This window comes from Butyricicoccus intestinisimiae, assembly GCF_018918345.1.
In the GTDB taxonomy this organism is placed as follows: Bacteria; Bacillota; Clostridia; order Oscillospirales; family Butyricicoccaceae; genus Butyricicoccus_A; species Butyricicoccus_A intestinisimiae.
The window spans coordinates 38,460-56,577 of record NZ_JAHLQI010000006.1; the positions used below are offsets into that span (position 1 = coordinate 38,460).

Annotated in this window: 20 protein-coding genes; 17 read left to right on the plus strand and 3 right to left on the minus strand. The window is 53.2% G+C overall.

The features are described 5' to 3' along the window. Positions 1-121: 121 nt before the first annotated feature. Positions 122-1,465, minus strand: coding sequence for a butyryl-CoA:acetate CoA-transferase (locus tag KQI75_RS10760; RefSeq protein WP_216470807.1), 1,344 nt, complete (start codon positions 1,463-1,465; stop codon positions 122-124). A gap of 208 nt (positions 1,466-1,673) precedes the next feature. On the opposite strand from KQI75_RS10760, the gene KQI75_RS10765 reads away from it, so the two are divergent. Beyond that, positions 1,674-2,594, plus strand: a complete 921-nt coding sequence (locus KQI75_RS10765) for a DMT family transporter (RefSeq protein WP_216470808.1) — start codon at positions 1,674-1,676, stop codon at positions 2,592-2,594. A 43-nt stretch (positions 2,595-2,637) separates the two neighbouring features. Here the strand turns inward: KQI75_RS10765 and KQI75_RS10770 are convergent, their stop codons facing one another. Further along, the gene (locus KQI75_RS10770) at positions 2,638-3,939 is read right to left on the minus strand and encodes an amidohydrolase (protein WP_216470809.1); all 1,302 of its coding nucleotides are present in this window, start codon (positions 3,937-3,939) and stop codon (positions 2,638-2,640) included. Between the two features lie 133 nt (positions 3,940-4,072). Between KQI75_RS10770 and KQI75_RS10775 the strand changes: the two genes are divergently transcribed. Both KQI75_RS10775 and KQI75_RS10780 read left to right on the plus strand, forming a co-directional pair. Further along, positions 4,073-4,576 carry an NAD(+) diphosphatase gene (locus KQI75_RS10775; protein ID WP_216470810.1) on the plus strand — a complete coding sequence of 168 codons (504 nt, stop codon included), beginning with the start codon at positions 4,073-4,075 and terminating at the stop codon, positions 4,574-4,576. A 62-nt stretch (positions 4,577-4,638) separates the two neighbouring features. Continuing rightward, positions 4,639-5,193: a biotin transporter BioY gene (locus KQI75_RS10780; RefSeq protein WP_216470811.1), complete on the plus strand. Its 555-nt coding sequence runs from the start codon at positions 4,639-4,641 to the stop codon at positions 5,191-5,193. 90 nt (positions 5,194-5,283) lie between these two features. On the opposite strand, the gene KQI75_RS10785 is transcribed toward KQI75_RS10780, so the two are convergent. After that, the gene (locus KQI75_RS10785) at positions 5,284-6,882 is read right to left on the minus strand and encodes a peptide chain release factor 3 (RefSeq protein ID WP_216470812.1); all 1,599 of its coding nucleotides are present in this window, start codon (positions 6,880-6,882) and stop codon (positions 5,284-5,286) included. Positions 6,883-7,363: 481 nt separating this feature from the next. Here KQI75_RS10785 and KQI75_RS10790 point away from each other — a divergent pair, with 481 nt between their 5' ends. The 14 genes from KQI75_RS10790 (at position 7,364) to cmk (ending at position 18,117) form a co-directional block, all read left to right on the plus strand. Continuing rightward, on the plus strand, positions 7,364-7,702 hold the full coding sequence (locus KQI75_RS10790) for an arsenate reductase family protein (protein ID WP_216470813.1): 339 nt from the start codon (positions 7,364-7,366) through the stop codon (positions 7,700-7,702). Then, positions 7,699-8,808: an FkbM family methyltransferase gene (locus KQI75_RS10795; RefSeq protein WP_216470814.1), complete on the plus strand. Its 1,110-nt coding sequence runs from the start codon at positions 7,699-7,701 to the stop codon at positions 8,806-8,808. The genes KQI75_RS10790 and KQI75_RS10795 overlap by 4 nt, the downstream gene beginning before the upstream one ends. Before the next feature lie 97 nt (positions 8,809-8,905). Continuing rightward, positions 8,906-9,340 carry an HIT family protein gene (locus KQI75_RS10800; RefSeq protein WP_216470815.1) on the plus strand — a complete coding sequence of 145 codons (435 nt, stop codon included), beginning with the start codon at positions 8,906-8,908 and terminating at the stop codon, positions 9,338-9,340. 162 nt (positions 9,341-9,502) lie between these two features. Then, positions 9,503-10,138: a site-2 protease family protein gene (locus tag KQI75_RS10805; protein WP_216470816.1), complete on the plus strand. Its 636-nt coding sequence runs from the start codon at positions 9,503-9,505 to the stop codon at positions 10,136-10,138. After that, positions 10,139-10,885, plus strand: a complete 747-nt coding sequence (locus KQI75_RS10810) for a segregation and condensation protein A (RefSeq protein WP_216470817.1) — start codon at positions 10,139-10,141, stop codon at positions 10,883-10,885. Beyond that, positions 10,882-11,436 carry an SMC-Scp complex subunit ScpB gene (gene scpB / locus KQI75_RS10815; RefSeq protein WP_216470818.1) on the plus strand — a complete coding sequence of 185 codons (555 nt, stop codon included), beginning with the start codon at positions 10,882-10,884 and terminating at the stop codon, positions 11,434-11,436. The genes KQI75_RS10810 and scpB overlap by 4 nt, the downstream gene beginning before the upstream one ends. Beyond that, positions 11,433-12,122, plus strand: coding sequence for a DUF2953 domain-containing protein (locus KQI75_RS10820; RefSeq protein ID WP_216470819.1), 690 nt, complete (start codon positions 11,433-11,435; stop codon positions 12,120-12,122). Before scpB ends, KQI75_RS10820 begins: the two co-directional genes overlap by 4 nt. 18 nt (positions 12,123-12,140) lie before the next feature. Then, positions 12,141-12,572: a GerW family sporulation protein gene (ytfJ, locus tag KQI75_RS10825; protein WP_216470820.1), complete on the plus strand. Its 432-nt coding sequence runs from the start codon at positions 12,141-12,143 to the stop codon at positions 12,570-12,572. A 92-nt stretch (positions 12,573-12,664) separates the two neighbouring features. Beyond that, positions 12,665-13,804, plus strand: a complete 1,140-nt coding sequence (locus KQI75_RS10830) for a D-alanyl-D-alanine carboxypeptidase family protein (RefSeq protein WP_216470821.1) — start codon at positions 12,665-12,667, stop codon at positions 13,802-13,804. Further along, positions 13,770-14,465 carry a flavodoxin family protein gene (locus KQI75_RS10835; RefSeq protein WP_216470822.1) on the plus strand — a complete coding sequence of 232 codons (696 nt, stop codon included), beginning with the start codon at positions 13,770-13,772 and terminating at the stop codon, positions 14,463-14,465. Before KQI75_RS10830 ends, KQI75_RS10835 begins: the two co-directional genes overlap by 35 nt. 3 nt (positions 14,466-14,468) lie before the next feature. Beyond that, positions 14,469-15,203, plus strand: coding sequence for a pseudouridine synthase (locus KQI75_RS10840; RefSeq protein ID WP_216470823.1), 735 nt, complete (start codon positions 14,469-14,471; stop codon positions 15,201-15,203). Between the two features lie 118 nt (positions 15,204-15,321). Beyond that, positions 15,322-16,185, plus strand: coding sequence for a MurR/RpiR family transcriptional regulator (locus KQI75_RS10845; RefSeq protein WP_216470824.1), 864 nt, complete (start codon positions 15,322-15,324; stop codon positions 16,183-16,185). Then, entirely contained in the window at positions 16,178-17,419 is a 1,242-nt protein-coding gene (locus tag KQI75_RS10850) for a BaiN/RdsA family NAD(P)/FAD-dependent oxidoreductase (RefSeq protein WP_216470825.1), read from the plus strand. The genes KQI75_RS10845 and KQI75_RS10850 overlap by 8 nt, the downstream gene beginning before the upstream one ends. A 20-nt stretch (positions 17,420-17,439) precedes the next feature. Next, on the plus strand, positions 17,440-18,117 hold the full coding sequence (gene cmk / locus KQI75_RS10855; RefSeq protein WP_216470826.1) for a (d)CMP kinase: 678 nt from the start codon (positions 17,440-17,442) through the stop codon (positions 18,115-18,117). The last annotated feature ends 1 nt before the right edge of the window (position 18,118 follow it).

Genomic DNA, 18,118 nt, shown 5'->3' on the forward strand with positions numbered 1-18,118 from the left:
ATCCGACATTTTCGCATAACGGGCTGGGTAGGAAATCATGTGAGACGGTACTTTGTTGTAAAAGAAAAGCCTGTTCCGATGGAGAGCGGAACGGGCTTTTCGTTTGCTTGTTTTTCTATGCTTATCTGCGGTTGGAGTTTCTCCAGATCTTGAGCTTTTCCGCTTCCTTGATGAGCTCCTCGCGGAACTGCGGATGTGCAACAGAGATAATTGCCTCTGCGCGCTCCCACGTGGACAGACCCTTCAGGCAAACCTTACCGTACTCGGTAACAAGGTAATGCGTGTTGGTACGGGTGTCTGTAACCGTAGAACCCGGATGCAGCGTCGGCAGAATACGGCTCTTCAGCTCGCCGCTGTGCGTGGTAAAGGTGGAAGAGCAGCAGATAAAGCTCTTGCCGCCGTTGGACAGATAGGCGCCGAGCACGAAGTCCAGCTGACCGCCTGCGCCGCTGATGTGCTTGGTACCGGCGGACTCTGCGTTAATTTGACCGGTCAGGTCGAGGTCAACCGCGTTGTTGATAGAGATAAAGTTGTCAATCTGGGAAATGACGCGTGCATCGTTGGTGTAGCCAACCGGTGCGCTCATCAGAGCCGGATTGTCATCCATGTAGTCATACATCTTCTGGGTGCCGGCGCCAAAAGCGAATACCTGACGGCCCTTGTCGATGTTCTTCTTTGCACAGGACAGCTTGCCGGCAGCAGCCATGTCTACAAAGCCGTCTACATACATCTCGGTGTGCACGCCCAGATCCTTCAGATCCGACTGTGCAATCAGAGAACCTACGGCGTTCGGCATGCCGCCAATGCCCAGCTGCAGGCAAGCGCCGTTCGGGATTTCCTCTACAATCAGCTTGGCTACGGTCTCATCGATTTCGGACGGCGCGCCGCCGCTACCCATCTGACGAATCGGCGGGTTGTTGCCCTCAACGATCATGTCTACATCGGTGATGTGAACGCCTTCTTCAAAGCCGCCCAGACAGCGCGGCATGTTCTTGTTGACTTCTACGATGACCTTTTTGCCGGTTTCGCAAACGGCAGCCAGATGAGAAGCGTTCGGACCAAAGTTGAAATAGCCGTGCTTGTCCATCGGTGCGACCTGAATCATAACAACATCCGGCGGGCAAATGCTCTCTCGATACCAACGCGGCAGCTCGGAATAGCGCAGCGGGGCATAGAACGCGATGCCGTCGTTAATCATGTGGCGCTCAATGCCGCTCATGTGCCAAGAGTTCCAAGAGAAATGCTTGTTTGCGTCCGGAACCTGTGCGATGGCAAGCGGCTCCATCAGGACGCCGCCGCGGATGTTGACGTCTACCAGCTCGTTTGCACGAGCGGCCAGTGCCTTGTCCAGTTCAACCGGCGTGCCAGTGCACCAGCCGTAGTCTACCCAGTCGCCGCTCTTGACGACCTTTGCTGCCTCTGCGGCAGTTGTCAGTTTACTGTTATATAGTGCCTGATAATCCATGTAACAAAATCCTCCGTTTGTCAATGATACTCAGAATGGAACAAAAAATTGTTCAAAACATACAAAAACCACTCATATCTAACCTATTGTATCAGCATCCGCTGTATTCGTCAAGAACTTAACAAAAAAATGCAAACAATCCCCTTGTAATTGCACATGGGGTGGAGTAGGATGGAACACGGACATTTTAATAAAAAGAGGTTGAATCATGAAACAAAAAAATCTCATCGGCTTGACACTGCCGGCGCTGCTTTGCACTCTGCTGTGGGGCAGTGCTTTTCCCGCGGTCAAGTCGGGCTATGCGCTGTTTGGCATCGGGGACGAAGCGGCGTGCAAATTGTTTTTTGCCGGCTGGCGGTTCATGCTGGCGGGCGTTGCGGTGCTTGTGATTTCGGTTATCACGAGCCGCAAGCTGGTTGTTCCGACAAGAGCGCAGTGGCCGGGCATTTTGCTGCTGGGTCTTGTGCAGACGACCGTGCAGTATGTATTTTTCTATATCGGATTGTCGCACACAACCGGCGTCAAGGGCTCGGTTATTTCTGCGATGGCGACGTTTTTCGCCGTGGGCATCTCGCACTGTCTGTTTGCCGATGACCGGCTCAATATGCCGAAGGCAATGGGATGCGTGCTCGGATTTGCCGGCGTGCTGATTATCACGCTGAGTTCGCTGGACGGCTTGAGCGGCGGGGTGTCGCTGACCGGAGAAGGCTTTATGTTCCTCGCCGCGGCGGCGTCCGGCAGCGGCGCAGTCATCAGCAAATTTGCCGCAAAGGGACAATCTCCGATGGTCGTCACGGGCTGGCAGCTGACGATTGGCGGTGCCGTGCTGCTGCTGGCAGGAATTGTCGGCGGCGGACATTTTCAGACGGTTTCTCCGCAGGCATTTTGCCTGCTCGGCTATTTGATTTTTCTCTCTGCCGCGGCATTTACCGTTTGGACGTGGCTGCTCAAGCGCTATCCGGTAGGCAAGGTCTCCGTGTATAATTTTCTGGTGCCGGTGTTTGGTTCGCTGATGTCCGGTGTCGTGCTCGGTGAAACCGTGTTTACGGTTCGAAATATGCTGTCTCTGCTGCTAGTATGCGCCGGAATTGTACTTGTTAACCGCAAAAAAGAACAAAAACAAGGATAAAAAATCCGGAAATCTCTCGGTCGGGAGATTTCCGGATTTTGGCTTATTGGCAGCCGAACTTGTGAGCATAGGCGCGATATTCCTCCGCCGTCATGGCAGGATGAAAATCAGACAGCAAGGCTTGGGCTTGGGCGGCATGGTCGCACAGCAGATGATACAGCGTCAGTGCGGCGAGCTTGGCCGGATACAGATAGGCCTTTTCCTTGTCTGTGATGCGGAAATCCGCCCCGTGCAGCGTGCCGGAAAATCCGCCGTATGTAAAGTTGACAATTGGCATTCGATGCGACAAGTCGCCGACATCGGTGGAGGCAGCGTTGTGTACAGATGGATTTACCGGCTCATAGGTCGCGGGCAGCAGCTTCGCGGCATCTGTCAGTGCCTGACATGGCTGCGCCGGTATGGTCGGCAGATAGCCCATGTCATCTTGTATGGAAATCTCTGCGCCAAACGCATACGCGGCACCGCGATATGCGCGGTTGATTTGTTCATTGACCGTCTGCAAGGCGTCCCACGTTTTTGCGCGCACCTGCAAATCGACAGTGACCTCGTGCGGCACGACATTGATGGCACAGTCTCCCATGCGAACAATTTCTCCGATGCGAATACAGTCTTGGTCGCGGAAGGTGCTGCGCAGCATGCCAATGGCGCTGCGGGCAAGCGTCACGACGTCCAGCGCATTGATGCCGTTTTCCGGCGCAATGGCTGTGTGAGAGGCTCTGCCCTTGATGTGAATGAGCTTGGACAAAAATCCGCTGGTCGAGTTGCAGCCGAGCAGAAAATCCGACTGACAGGGAACCATGTGTGCATGCGTTGTGATAGCGGCGTCGATGTCATCAAACGCGCCGCGCAGCAGCAGCTCCGGCTTTCCGCCGCAGCATGTGGCGATGCCGGAGCTTCGCAGCTGCTCCAAACGGTTCATCGGCACGTGTTCCTCACATGGTACGGCGAAAAATACGGCGCGGCCGGTGAGAGCAGCGGCAACTTCCGGCTGACTGAGTGCCAAGGCAGCACCGGCAAGCGCGGTCAGCTGCATGTGATGCCCGCAGGCGTGCGACATGCCGGTTTTGGGTACGGCGAGCGGATGTTCCGGACTGCGGATGCCGTCCAATTCGCCGATCAGGCAGACGGAGGGAGCGGCGCTGCCGAGCGATGCCTTGACGCCGGTGTTGGCAAGTCCGGTTTGCACGTCCATCCCGCACGATTGCAGCCAATCCGCGACTTTTCCGGCGGTGCGGTGCTCGGTATAGCCAAGCTCCGCGTGGGAATATATATCTTCGGCAAAAGCAATGAGCTGCTGCGCGTGTGCGTCAATGCAGCCGCAAATGCGTTGTTCTGTTTCGTTCATAAAAAATCCTCGCATCTCAATGAAAAAAGTAGGTAAATTCAGTATACCGCAGGACAAAACCAGTTGCAAGGCAAAGAAGAAGGCGTATAATAGGCGTATACTATAGATATGCTGTACAGACAGGAGAAAACAAATGAAGTATTGTTATGAATGCGGTGTGCCGCTGACAGAAAAATATTTGGAACGCGAGGGAATGGTACAGTATTGCCCGCAGTGCAAGCAGTTCCGATTCCCGATTTTTAATACAGCAGTGAGCATGGAGGTGCTCAGTCCGGACAAAACACAGGTGCTGCTCATTCAGCAGTACGGCAAGCAGCGCAATATTTTGGTTGCCGGATATGTCAACCGCGGAGAAGCGGCGGAGAAAACCGTTGCGCGGGAAGTGAAAGAGGAAGTCGGTTTGGACGTATGCGACATTCACTTTAACACCAGCCAGTTTTTTGAGCCGAGCAACACCTTGATGCTGAACTTTTCCTGTGTTGCAACGACACAAGACCTCAGCCACATGACGGATGAAGTGGACAAAGCAAAATGGTTTTCCTTCGCGGACGCGCGGGAAGCCATTGCGCCCAACAGCTTGGCGCAAAAATTCTTGCTGACATTTTTGGAAAAACATGCTGTTAACCAAAACTGTTGACAAGGTTGACAATGCCGTGTATACTATCCTTGTTCGACAAAATAAATGTTAGGTGGTACGACATGGAACAGAAACAAAGTAAGACAAATGTACGAGAAATGGCTCTGATCGCGCTGATGGCGGCAGTTACCTGCATTTTAGGCCCGCTGTCGGTTCCGATTGGCGTCGTTCCGATCTCGCTGACCAATTTTGCCATTTATCTGGCGATTTATGTACTGGGCTGCCGGCGCGGCACGATTAGCTATATTGTGTATCTGCTGCTCGGCTTGGTTGGTCTGCCGGTCTTTTCCGGCTTCAGCAGCGGCGTTGGCAAGCTGTTTGGACCGACCGGAGGATACCTGATCGGCTTTATCTTTATGGCACTGATTTGCGGATTTGCGATTGACCGTTTTGAGGCAAAGCTGATTCCGAGCATGATCGGCATGATTCTTGGCACCATCGTGTGCTATCTGTTTGGCACGGGCTGGCTGGCTTATCAGGCCGGCATGACGTTTTATCAGGCGTTGGCAGCAGGTGTTCTGCCGTTCATCGTCGGTGATCTGGTTAAGATGGTAATTTGCGCGGTGGTTGGCCCGCAGATTCGCCGCAGACTGGAACAGGCGGGACTCGTTCACTGAGCAAGCAACCGATTTTTGATAGATTTTGGCACAGAAAAAGACGGGCTGCATGATGCAGTCCGTCTTTTTTTGGTATTGATATTAAAGAACTTAGTCCTCGGCGCGGCCGAACTCGGACAGCTGGAGACCTTCGTTTTTGTCCAGTGCCCAGTTGAGATTCCACATGCTGGTAAACAGCAGCAGATAGCGTCCGCGGTAGTCCTGCACAATCTTGGAGTCCGAAGTGATTTTCAGCTCGTCCGGCTGGAAATCCTCGTTTTCAATCCAGCGCAGGTGCTGATACGGCAGGTTTTCCATGATGATGTCCACGCGGTATTCGTTTTTGAGGCGATACTCCAAAACTTCCAGCTGGAGGACGCCGACAACGCCGACAATGACTTCCTCCATACCGGTGTGCGGCTCTTGGAAAATCTGAATGGCACCTTCCTGTGCAATCTGTTCCATGCCCTTGATGAACTGCTTGCGCTTCATGGTGTCTTTCTGGCGAATACGGCAGAATACTTCCGGCGCAAACGTCGGAATGCCGGAATACTTACAGTCAAAGCCCGGCGTGCATACGGTGTCACCGATGGAGAAAATGCCGGGATCAAATACACCGATGATGTCACCGGCATAGGCCTCGTCGATAATCGCGCGATCCTGCGCCATGATTTGCTGCGGCTGTGCCAGCTGCATTTTCTTGCCGGCCTGTACATGATAGACGTCCATGCCCTTTTCGAATTTGCCGGAGCAAATGCGCATGAATGCCACGCGGTCGCGGTGCGCCTTGTTCATGTTTGCCTGAATTTTGAATACGAAAGCGGAAAAATGCTCGTCAAACGGATCAATGATTTCGCCCTTGGACATGCGCGCGGTCGGCGGCGGAGTCATCTCCAAGAAGTACTGCAAAAACGGCTCAACGCCGAAGTTGGTCAGTGCGGAACCGAAGAATACCGGCGACAGCGTGCCGGCGTGTACGCGGTCCATGTCAAATTCCTCACCGGCGCCGCCGAGCAGCTCAATGTCATCCTGCAGGGTCTCCCAAAGACGCTCGCCGACCATCGGCTCCAGCTTCGGATCGTCCGGCTGGTAAATGGTAACCTTGGCTTCCTTGGTGCCGGAGACGGAAGCGGCCTCAAACGCCATGATATGGTTTTTCTGACGGTCATAGACGCCCTTGAATTCCTTGCCGCAGCCGATTGGCCAGTTGACGGCATAGGTGTCAATGCCCAGCTCCTTTTCCAGCTCGTCGAGCAGGTCATACGGGTCGCGGGACTCCAAGTCCATCTTGTTGATAAAAGTGAAAATCGGGATACCGCGCATGGAGCAGACCTTGAACAGCTTGCGGGTCTGTGCCTCGACGCCCTTGGATGCGTCGATAACCATGATTGCGGAGTCCGCAGCCATCAGGGTGCGGTAGGTGTCCTCAGAGAAGTCCTGATGACCCGGGGTATCCAGAATGTTGATGCAGTGTCCGCCGTATTCAAACTGAAGTACAGAGGACGTGACCGAGATGCCGCGCTGCTTCTCAATTTCCATCCAGTCGGAAACGGCGTGACGCGTATTCTTCTTGCCCTTTACGGTACCGGCGAGCTGAATTGCTCCGCCGTACAGCAGGAATTTCTCTGTAATGGTCGTTTTGCCGGCATCCGGATGCGAAATAATCGCAAACGTGCGGCGCTTTGTGATTTCTGACTTTAAATCTGACAAAAGAAAAAACCTCCGATCAGCCATTGTTCGTATAAAAAAAGCGCCGGACAATATGCAGGCGCATACAAATATATATTATCATAGATCCGAATGGGAAACAATGATTTGTTTGGAGAAAAAAAGACAAAAAAGCGGCGCGTCGATTGGTAGGAATTCGACGCGCCATACAGTAAAGAGAGAGATATATGAAAGCACAGAATGGGAAAACTGTGCGGTGGCAGGCTATCAACCTGAAGCTCTTGGATTGGAAACCTGTGTGTTTCCCGCTCCCTTGAGCTTGACTATAGTATATCACAAAAAGACAGAAAAACAATGGACAGGATACATAAAATACACAAAATGAAACTGGCTTTTGTGTATCAAGTTAAACAATTGTCTTTATGCCGCGGACAATTTGTCCGTTGTGTATTCGTCAAATGTCCGTTGTTTTTTGCAGAAAGCTGTGATAAGATAAGGAAAATCGCGGAAAAAGGAGATTTGTATGAATATTCAGATATTTGGCAAGAGCAAATGCTTTGATACAAAAAAAGCCGAGCGCTATTTTAAGGAACGTCGCATCAAGTACCAAATGGTAGATCTCGTGCGTTACGGCATGAGCAAGGGCGAGTTTACCTCCGTGTGCCGCGCAGTCGGTCTCGAAGCAATGATTGACCCGAAGGCAAAGGATCCCGATGCTGCGATGCTGCCATATCTTGCTTCCGATGAAGCCAAGATGGAAAAGCTGCTGGATAATCCAAAGCTGCTCCAGACACCGATTGTGCGCAATGGCAAGCAGGCAACGGTTGGATTCTGTCCGGATGTGTGGAAAACATGGGAATGAGCGAGAGAGTGCCGTCCTTTGTGACGGAATCATGCGATGTGTGGACGGCGCTGCAGCGGGAAACGCGTCCGATTTGTCTGTACGGCATGGGAGACGGCGCAGAAAAAATTCTGCGCGTATGTGAGCAGAGAAGCATTCCGATTGCGGGCATTTTTGCCTCGGATGAATTTGTGCGCGGACACAGCTTTGCGGGCTTTGTCGTAAAAAAGCGCGCGGATCTCGAACAGGAACTGGGAGATTTTGTCGCTGTGATTGCGTTTGCATCGAGCAGACCGGAGGTATTGGCACTGTTTGATGATTTGGACAGCACGCACACGACGTATGCGCCGGATGTTCCGGTCGCAGAGGGGCAGCTGTTTGATTGGGCATTTGCGCAGAAACACTGCGAGGAGCTGGAGCAGGCGTATGCGCTGCTGGCGGATGACCGCTCCCGCGAGGTGTTTGCGGCAACAGTCAATTTTAAGCTGAGCGGCAAGCTGCATTGGCTGCGCGACTACACGGACAGCCGCGAGAGCGCGTTTGAAACCTACCTCAAGCCGACACAGCAGGAGCATTTTGTCGATCTCGGGGCGTATAATGGCGATACCATTCGCGAACTGCTGTCCTTTACCGACGGGAACTATGCCTCGATCACCGCGCTGGAACCGGACAGAAAGACCTTCAAAAAGCTGAAAAAATACGTGGAACAGGCACAGCTGGACAACATAAATCTCGTCAACGCGGGCGCGTGGATCGAGCCGGGAGAGCTGCTGTTCGGCGGCAAGGCAGGACGCAATTCCGCGCTGACGCCGGTGATGAATGAGGTGTCGCATGACAAGCACACGGTGATGATTCCGGTGGAATCGGTCGACCATGTGCTGAACGGCGCGCCGTGCACGCTGCTCAAACTGGATGTTGAGGGCGCGGAGCGCATGGCGCTGGAGGGAGCGCGGCACACCATTGAGAAATACCAGCCGCGTATTTCGCTGTCTGCCTATCACAGAAGTGAAGATTTGTACGAGCTGCCGCTGCTGCTGCGTGACATGTGTGCAGATGTCCGCCTTGGGATGCGGCATCATCCGTATGTTCCGGCGTGGGAAACAAATTTCTATGTAACTTTTGGTTAAAACCTATGGAAATCCTGTTTGATTTGCTGTATACTAACAACAGGAAACAACGTCCGCGAGGACGGGAGATTCTGTGAATGAAAAGGAGACGATTCCAATGGCAAGTTGTTTTTATTGTGATCCGGATAATGAGAACCGCAAGGCAATTATGTTCCGCGTCGGCAAGATGAGAGAGGGCGTTTTGTATCTGTTCAAGGATCAGGCACACAAGGGCCGCTGCGTTGTCGCTGTTGACGAGCATTTGTCCGAGCTGTCCGACCTGACACCGGAGCAGCGTCATGCATTTATGGATGATGTCGCAGACGTAGCCGGCGCAGTAAAGAAGCTGTGGGGCTGCACCAAGATCAACTTGGGCGCATTCGGCGATAAGCTGCCGCACCTTCATTTTCATATCGTGCCGAAGTATGAGGGCGGTTTTGAATTCGGCGGCGGATTTGAAATCACCAACCCGAATCCGGTACATCTGACTGATGCTGAATATGCTGAAATGATGGCACAGCTGAAGGCAGAACTGAACATCGTAAAGGACTAATTAAGTTTAGTTTAACCTTATCAAAGGAAAGGGCGTGGTGTCGTGACACTTCGCCTTTTCTTTTTTCCTGTGACCAGTTTGTAAAATCCGCGCAGTTGCTTGAAATTTATGGGGTTTCCAGCTATACTATATTCTAATATTGAATGATGATAGGAGTATCGTATGTCAAGTTTTTTGCACAGTTCGCTGATTCAAATTTTGGTCAGCATTCCGGCGCTGCTGCTTTGTCTCAGCGTACACGAGGCTTGCCACGGATTTGCGGCGTATGCGCTGGGCGATCCGACAGCCAAACAGGAAGGACGTCTGACCTTTGACCCGCTGCGGCATCTCGACCCGATTGGCACACTTTGCATGCTGTTTTTCCACGTTGGCTGGGCGAAGCCGGTGCCGATTAACCCGAGCTATTTCAAAAATCGCCGCGTCGGCATCGCGCTGGTGTCGCTGGCGGGACCGGCATCTAATTTTGTGCTGGCGCTGCTCGCTTTGTTTTTGTATTATCCGCTGCGCCTGACCAGCTCGCCGATTTTGACGGCGATTGCACTCATGCTGTACATGACGGCGGTTATGAGCATCGGTCTGGGCGTGTTTAATCTGATTCCGGTGCCGCCGCTGGACGGCTCAAAAATTCTGCTGGCGTTTCTGCCGGCAAAATATGAGTACAAGTTCGCGCAGTATGAGCAGTACATCCAGTTTATTTTGCTGATTTTGCTGTTTGTCGGCGTGCTGGACAGACCGATTAACTTCTTTATCAATGTGGTGTATCATGTCCTCAGCTCGATTGTTTTGTTGGTGTTTTAAATGACAGAAAAGATTACCTTTCACCTGTCCGCCTTTGACGGACCGCTGGATTTGCTTTTGCATTTGATTGCGAAGAACAAAGTCAATATTTACGACATTCCGATTTCGCTGATTTTGGAGCAGTACATGGAAATTCTGCGCGAGGCGCAGGAAGCGGATATGGAAGTTGCAGGAGATTTCATCGCCATGGCGGCGCAGCTCATGCTCATCAAATCGCGCATGCTGCTGCCGAAGGAAAAGAACGAAGAGGACGAGGAAGAGGACCCGCGCGCGATGCTCGTCGAACAGCTGCTGGAATACCAGCGCATTCGCGAAGTACAGCCGTACTTTAAGCGGCACAGTGATGTGGGACGCGATATTCTGACGCGCCCGCCCGAGCCAATCGAACGCAAAAAGACGTTTGAGGGAACTCTGCCGCCGGAAAAGCTGTCGGATGCCGCGCGGCGCATGCTGACGCGCATCGGCAAAAAAATGCCGCCGCCGGTCAGCGCCTTTTCCGGTATTGTCGGACATGAAACGGTTCCGGTACATACGCGCATTACGGCGATTTTGTTGCGCTTCCGCAAGAAAAAGAAGCTGCATTTTCAGGGCTTGTTTCACGGACTGCACAGCCGGTCGGAGGTAGTCGCGACGTTTCTCGCCGTGCTGGAGCTGTCCAAGACGCACCGCATTCACATTGAGGGAGAGGACGAGAACCCGACGCTGACGCTATTTACAGGAGAAGAACGGGAGGAACGCATTTCATGAATGAATTGTCCTGCCTGCTGGAGGGCATTTTATTTGCATCGGGAGAACCGGTCTATGAAGAAAAACTCAGGCAGGTGCTCGGCATTGACGCCGAACAGCTGCATCGGCTGGCACAGGAGCTGGCGGACAGCTATGACGCGGAAAAGCGCGGATTTCAGATTATCCGGCTGCAAGACAGCTATCAGATGGTCTCCCGCGCGGAATACGCCGATACCATTCGCCGCGCCTTGGAGGTGCGGCGCACACCGTCACTGTCTGCGGCAGCGCTCGAGGTATTGTCCATTGTTGCGTATCGTCAGCCGGTTACGCGCGCGTATATCGAGCAGCTGCGCGGCGTCGACAGCTCCAATACCGTGTTGAATTTATTGGACAAAGGCTTGCTGGAAGGCTGCGGCCGTCTGGATGTGCCGGGCAGACCGATGATTTACCGCACGACACCGGCATTTTTGCGTGCCTTTTCCATTTCGTCTCTCGACGAGCTGCCGGATTTGCCGGAGCTGCGGGAGCTGGAGGAAAAACGCGAGTCTGAACAGGAGGAAGCTGGATCATGATGGTACTCCGCATACTTGGCATCGTGCTGTGCGTTGTCCTGCTCGTGTTCGTGGTGCTCACGGCCTTCACGCTGTTTGCACCGGCACGGATCGAGATCAAACGGGACATGCCGGACGGACAGATCAAGGTGCGGTTGGGATTCGGCCCGATAAAAAAAGTATTCCGGCTTGGCGGCAAACGGAAGAAAACGAAAAAGCCGACCAAGAAACAAAAAAAGAAAGAAAAACGCGAAGAGCACAAGCAGGAAACCACCGCGCCGCGCTTTGATTTGAAGCGATTGCCGATCGATCGCGCGCTGGAATTGCTTGTAGAGCTGATTTATGACTTGGCGGGTGCTGTCGTGTGGGAAAAACTGCATGTGACGGTCATTCTGCACACATCAGATGCAGCGCGCACGGGCAGACTGCTCGGCGCATGCTCCGCGGTTGTCGGCAATTTGTATCCGTATTTGGCACGCACGCATGTGCTCAAGGACACAAAAATTGTCATAGATGCAGATTTTGACGCACAAAAGACTGTGTGGGGATTGGACATTTCCGTGATGACGCGGCTGTGCTGGTATCCGCGCATTTTGTGGCGGCGGCGCAAGGAGCTGTGGGCATTGTGGAAGGCAATCCGCCTGACGAAACAGGAACGAGAAGCTTGGAGCCAAAAACAAATGGCTTCTCAGCAACATCCAGCATAAAGAAAGAGGGAATTTCAAATGGCAGAACATGGTGTAAATGGCCTGATGGCTGAGACAATGGAAAAGATCCGCTCGATGGTCGATGTCAACACGATCATTGGCGATCCAATCGTCACACATGATGGAACCACACTGATTCCGATTTCCAAGGTTACCTTTGGCTTTGGTTCCGGCGGTACCGATTTCAAGTCCCGCAACAGCGGTGACAATGCGCCGCTGTGCTTTGGCGGCGGCGGTGGTGCCGGCGTCAGCATTCAGCCGGTTGCGTTCCTCATCGTCAGCGAGGGCAACGCGCGCATTCTTCCGGTCAATATGCCGGCGGACAGCAGCACGGATCGCCTGATTGAACTGATTCCGGATGCCATTAACGGCGTACAGAGCTTGTTTGGCAAGCGCGGCAAGAAGGAAGAGGCGGTCACAGAAACCGAAGTCGCTCCGACAGAAGAATAAACAAACAGAAAGAGGGGCCAAATGCTCCTCTTTTTGTTCAGACATAAACACACACAGGACGCCGTAAAATGACTATCTGAGGGGGAATGTGTGTGAGAACAAAGTTTTTGGTTTGTCTGCTGCTGGCTGTGTGTCTCGGTATGGGTCGAGCAAACGCGTATTCTGCACAGGCGTATGCCGTGCTGGATGCAGATACTGGTGTTTTGCTGGATGGTGCCAATGAAACACAGCAGCTGCCCATGGCGAGCACGACAAAAATTATGACGGGCTTGCTGGCGGCGGAATCCGGAGCATTACAGAAAATTGTCACGGTTTCCGGTGTCAGTGCGGGCGTAGAAGGGTCATCCATGTACTTGAAACAGGGCGAACAGCTGTCACTGCAAGACGTTTTGTATGGTTTGATGCTGTGTTCCGGCAACGATGCCGCGGCGTGCATTGCGGAAAATCTCGGCGGACAAACGGCATTTGTGCGCCGCATGAACAAACGAGCACAGCAATTAGGACTTCGCAATACGCATTTTGACAATCCCAGCGGGTTGGATGGAAAAACGCATCACACGACGGCACAGGAGCTGGCACAGCTGACGGCGGCAGCGCTGAAAAATCCTGTTTTTGCACAGATTGTTGCGACGCAGAGTTACACGTCCGGTACACGAACCATGGTCAATCACAATAAATTGCTGCGCATGTATCCCGATGCGATCGGCGTCAAAACCGGCTATACTAGGACGGCGGGGCGCTGTTTGGTCAGTGCGGCAAAGCGAAACGGCAGAACGGTTGTGGCTGTGACGCTGCATGACGGCGATGATTGGAACGACCACATGCACATGCTGGATGCGGCATTTTCGTCTCTGCGCGAAAAGCGGGTTGGGCAGGCGGGAGATACCGCTGCGCCGATTTCCGTGCAGAGCGGAACAAAACAGAAGATACAGGCGGTGTATCAAGAGGATTTGACGACACAGCTGTTTGACAGAGAACAGGCGGAAATTCAGATTTCCCATGCGGATTTTTTGTATGCGCCTGTACAGCAGGGCGATATTTGCGGCAGCGCAAAGCTGCTGTGCAATGGCGCCGTTCTGGACGAAACCGCGCTGATTTGCGCGCAGTCCGTCGCGCTGGATCCCGCACAGGAAGATACCGGTTTATTGGAAAAATTTCGGCATTGGTGGGATGCCGTGAGAAAGAGGGAGGCAGTATATGAAAATTACCGTGGTTTACGGGCAGAATCATAAGGGTTCGACGTATCACATTGCACGGATGCTGGCGGAAAAATTGGACGGAGACATTTCGGAAATTTTTTTGCCGCGGGATTTTGGAGAATTTTGTGTGGGCTGCGCCAAGTGCATTTTGCACGATGCAAAAGATTGTCCGCATGCGGAAAGCCTGCAGCCCATCACACAAAAATTGGATGAAGCGGATGTTATTATTCTGGCAAGTCCGGTGTATGTCTACCATGTGACCGGCTCGATGAAAGCACTTTTGGATCATTATGGCTGGCGCTGGATGGTACATAGACCGGAAGGCTCCATGTTCCGCAAGCAGGCGGTTTGCATTGCGACGGCGGCGGGTGCGGGCATGAAGTCGACCTGTAAAGACATGGCGGATAGTCTGTGGTACTGGGGTGTCGGCAGGGTGTATCAATATGGCACGGCGATTTATGCGATCAATTATCAGCACATGAGTGACAAGAAAAAACGAGAGATTGAGAACAAAACAACAGCACTGGCGCGAAAAATCAAAGCACGGCACGGAAAGATACAGCCGTCACTGAAAACCAAGGCATTTTTTACCATGATGCACATTGTGCGCGGCAGGAAGGACAGCCAAGACGCCGATGCGGCGTATTGGAAACAGCAGGGATGGACGGGAAGCAGCCGTCCGTGGAAGGATTAACATATGCAGGAACGACTACAAAAAATTTTATCCGGCGCGGGCGTCTGTTCGCGCCGGGCAGCGGAAAAGCTGATTGCAAGCGGTGCCGTCACCGTCAATGGAGAACAGGCACAGGTGGGAGACCGCGCAGATTTGGATACCGATACTATTTGTGTCAACGGCAGACGCATCGGTGGACATGAGAGCTATCACACGATTGTGCTGTACAAACCGGCGGGGATTGTCACAACGATGTCGGATGAAAAAAATCGAAAGACCGTGGCACAGCTCGTCAAAAACTGTCCGGTGCGCGTCCTGCCGGTCGGCAGACTGGATCAGTACTCCGAGGGAATGTTGCTCATGACCAATGACGGCGCACTGCTCGCTGCGCTGACGCATCCGCGCAATCACGTGGACAAAACCTATGCCGTGACGGTGCGCGGCGATGCATCCCGCATTCAGGATCTGTCTAAGCCGATGGTCATTGACGGCTATCGCATTCGGCCGGCACAGGTAAAGACAAAAAAGATGGGTACAGACGGTGTGCACGAGCTGCACATCACAATTCATGAAGGACGAAACCGGCAGATTCGCAAAATGTGCGCGCAGTGCGGGTTCAAGGTGCTGCGCTTATGCCGCATTGCCATGGGGCCGCTGCAATTGGAGAATTCTCTGCGTCCGGGGCACTGGCGGGAGCTGACAGCGGAAGAAATGCAGGCGCTGCACCGTGCAAGCGGCTTGGAAAAAACAGACAAATGATGGCATTCCGGCACAAATTTTGCAATTTGCATGAGAAACACTTGCATTTTTGTTCATCAACAGATACAATAAAACTACAGAAATTGTGAAACCCGTATGTGTATAAGAGGCAGAAACTATGAATGATTTGATGAACAAAATACAGAACAATCTGTCCACGTTTTCCAAGGGACAGCGTTTGATTGCGAAGTATATCATTGAACACTATGATAAAGCGGCATTTTTGACCGCAAGCAAACTCGGCTCGACGGTCGGCGTCAGCGAATCCACGGTGGTGCGTTTTGCCACGGAGCTGGGCTATGCAGGTTATCCTCAGCTGCAAAAGGCGCTGCAGGAGATGATTCGAAACAAGCTGACGGCCGTACAGCGTATGGAAGTGACCAGCGACAGAATGGGCGATCAGGATATTCTGCGCTCCGTGCTGTCCTCGGACATCGACAAAATCCGCATGACGCTGGATGAAATTGACCGCAATTCCTTCCAGAGCGCCGTAGAAGCGATTTTGCACGCCAAGAATATTTATATTCTCGGCGTCCGTTCCTCGGCGTCCCTGTCGGGATTTATCGGCTTCTATTTCAATCTGATGTTCGACAACGTCAAGCTGATTCACACGAACAGCGTGAGCGAAATCTTTGAGCAGATTTTGCGCGTCGGCGAGGGTGATGTGGTGTTTGGCGTCAGCTTCCCGCGCTATTCCAAGCGCACGCTCAAGGCGCTGGAGTATTCGAAAAAGTCCGGCGCGACGGTCATCGCGCTGACAGACAGCCAGCTGTCTCCGCTGAGCCAGACGGCAGATTATACGCTGCTCGCAAAGAGCGACATGGCTTCGTTTGTCGATTCGCTGGTCGCACCGCTCAGCGTCGTCAACGCGCTGATTGTCGCCATCGGCATGCGCAAGCAGCAGGAAATCAGCGAGACCTTTAATCATCTGGAATCCATTTGGGACGAATATGAGGTATATGAGAAACTCGACAATGAATAATTCTATAACAGTCGCAGTGATTGGAGCCGGCGCAGCCGGTCTGATGGCTGCCGGAACAGCAGCACAGCAGGGCGCCCGCGTGCTGCTGTTTGAGCGCAATGAAAAAGTGGGACGCAAGCTGGCGATTACAGGCAAGGGGCGCTGCAACGTCACCAACAACTGTGACATGCAGGAATTTTTGACGCATGTGCCGCAAAATCCGCGCTTTTTGTACAGTGCATTGGGTGCGTTTTCCATACAGGACACCATGAAGTTCTTTGAGGAACTGGGCGTACCGCTCAAAACCGAGCGCGGCAACCGCGTGTTTCCGCAGTCGGACAAGGCGCGGGATATTGTAGACGCGTTGTTTTTCTGGGTCAAGCGCTGCGGCGTGACGATTGTACAGGAGCGTGTGACCGGCATCCAGACCGATGAAACCGGTGTTGTCGGTGTCAAGACCGAGGGCAAGCTGCACCGCGCGGACCGCGTGATTGTGGCAACCGGCGGCAAATCGTATCCGCTGACCGGCTCGACCGGTGACGGCTATGCCTGGGCACAGGAGCTTGGACACAAGGTGACACCGCTGCGCGCTTCGCTGGTTCCGCTGGTCTGTCCGGGAAAAACCTGCCCGCGTTTGCAGGGACTGCCGCTCAAAAATGTCACGCTGACAATTTTTGAGAACAATAAAAAGCTGTATGAGGGCTTTGGCGAGATGCTGTTTACACATTTCGGCATTTCCGGCCCGCTGGTGCTCAGCGCATCTTCTCATATGCGCAAGTGGGACAAGGCAACGTATCGGGCAGAGATTGACTTGAAGCCGGCGTTGGACGAAGCTGTGTTGGACAAGCGCATCCTATCGGACTTTTCGCAGGAATTGAACACGGATTTCCGCAACTCGCTCGGCGGGCTGCTGCCGCGCAAGCTGATTCCGATTGTCGTTGAGCGTACAGAGATTGACCCGCACCAAAAGGTCAATGCGATTACCAAAAAACAGCGGCAGAAGCTCGTGCAGGAACTCAAGCATTTTGCGCTGGATATTACACAGCCGGGACCGATTGAGGACGCGATTATCACATCCGGCGGCGTATCAGTCAAAGATATTGTACCTAAGACGATGGAGTCCAAAAAGGTGCCGAATCTGTACTTTGCCGGAGAAATTATGGACGTGGACGCGTACACCGGCGGATTTAATTTGCAGATTGCGTGGTCGACCGGCTATCTGGCAGGATTGCATGCCGGAAGTGACCGCGCGTGAATAAAAGTGAGGAAAGATATATGAAAACCATTGCAGTTGCAATTGACGGCCCGTCCGGCGCAGGAAAAAGCACGATTGCTCGTGCGGCTGCCGGACATTTGGGCTTTGTGTATGTGGACACGGGCGCGATGTACCGCACGATTGGTCTGGCGGTATGCCGCGCAGGCATCGCGCTGGGACAGACCGAGCGCATCCAGTCGGTGCTGGACAGCGGAATTCAGGTGAGCCTGAAGTATGAACAGGGCGTGCAGCATGTACTGCTCGATGGTGAGGATGTCTCTGCGTCCATTCGCACACCGGAGATGTCCAAGTATGCATCGTTTGTGTCTGCGGTTCCGGCAGTGCGTGCTTTTTTGCTGCAGACGCAGCGGGAGATGGCGAAAACGCACAATGTCATCATGGACGGACGCGACATCGGCACCGTCATTTTGCCGGATGCAGAGGTCAAGATTTTCTTGACCGCATCGGCGCAGGCGCGTTCCAAGCGCCGGTTTATTGAGCTGCGGGAAAAGGGCGAAGATGTCACATTGGAAGAGGTGCTCGCAGACATGAAGCAGCGCGATCACGACGATGAGACCCGCGCCGCCGCACCGCTCAAGCAAGCGGAAGATGCGATTCTCGTAGACACGAGCGAACTGACACTGGAGCAGTCGATTGCGGCGGTAGAAGCTGTGATTCGTCCGGCGCTGGAGGGCTGAG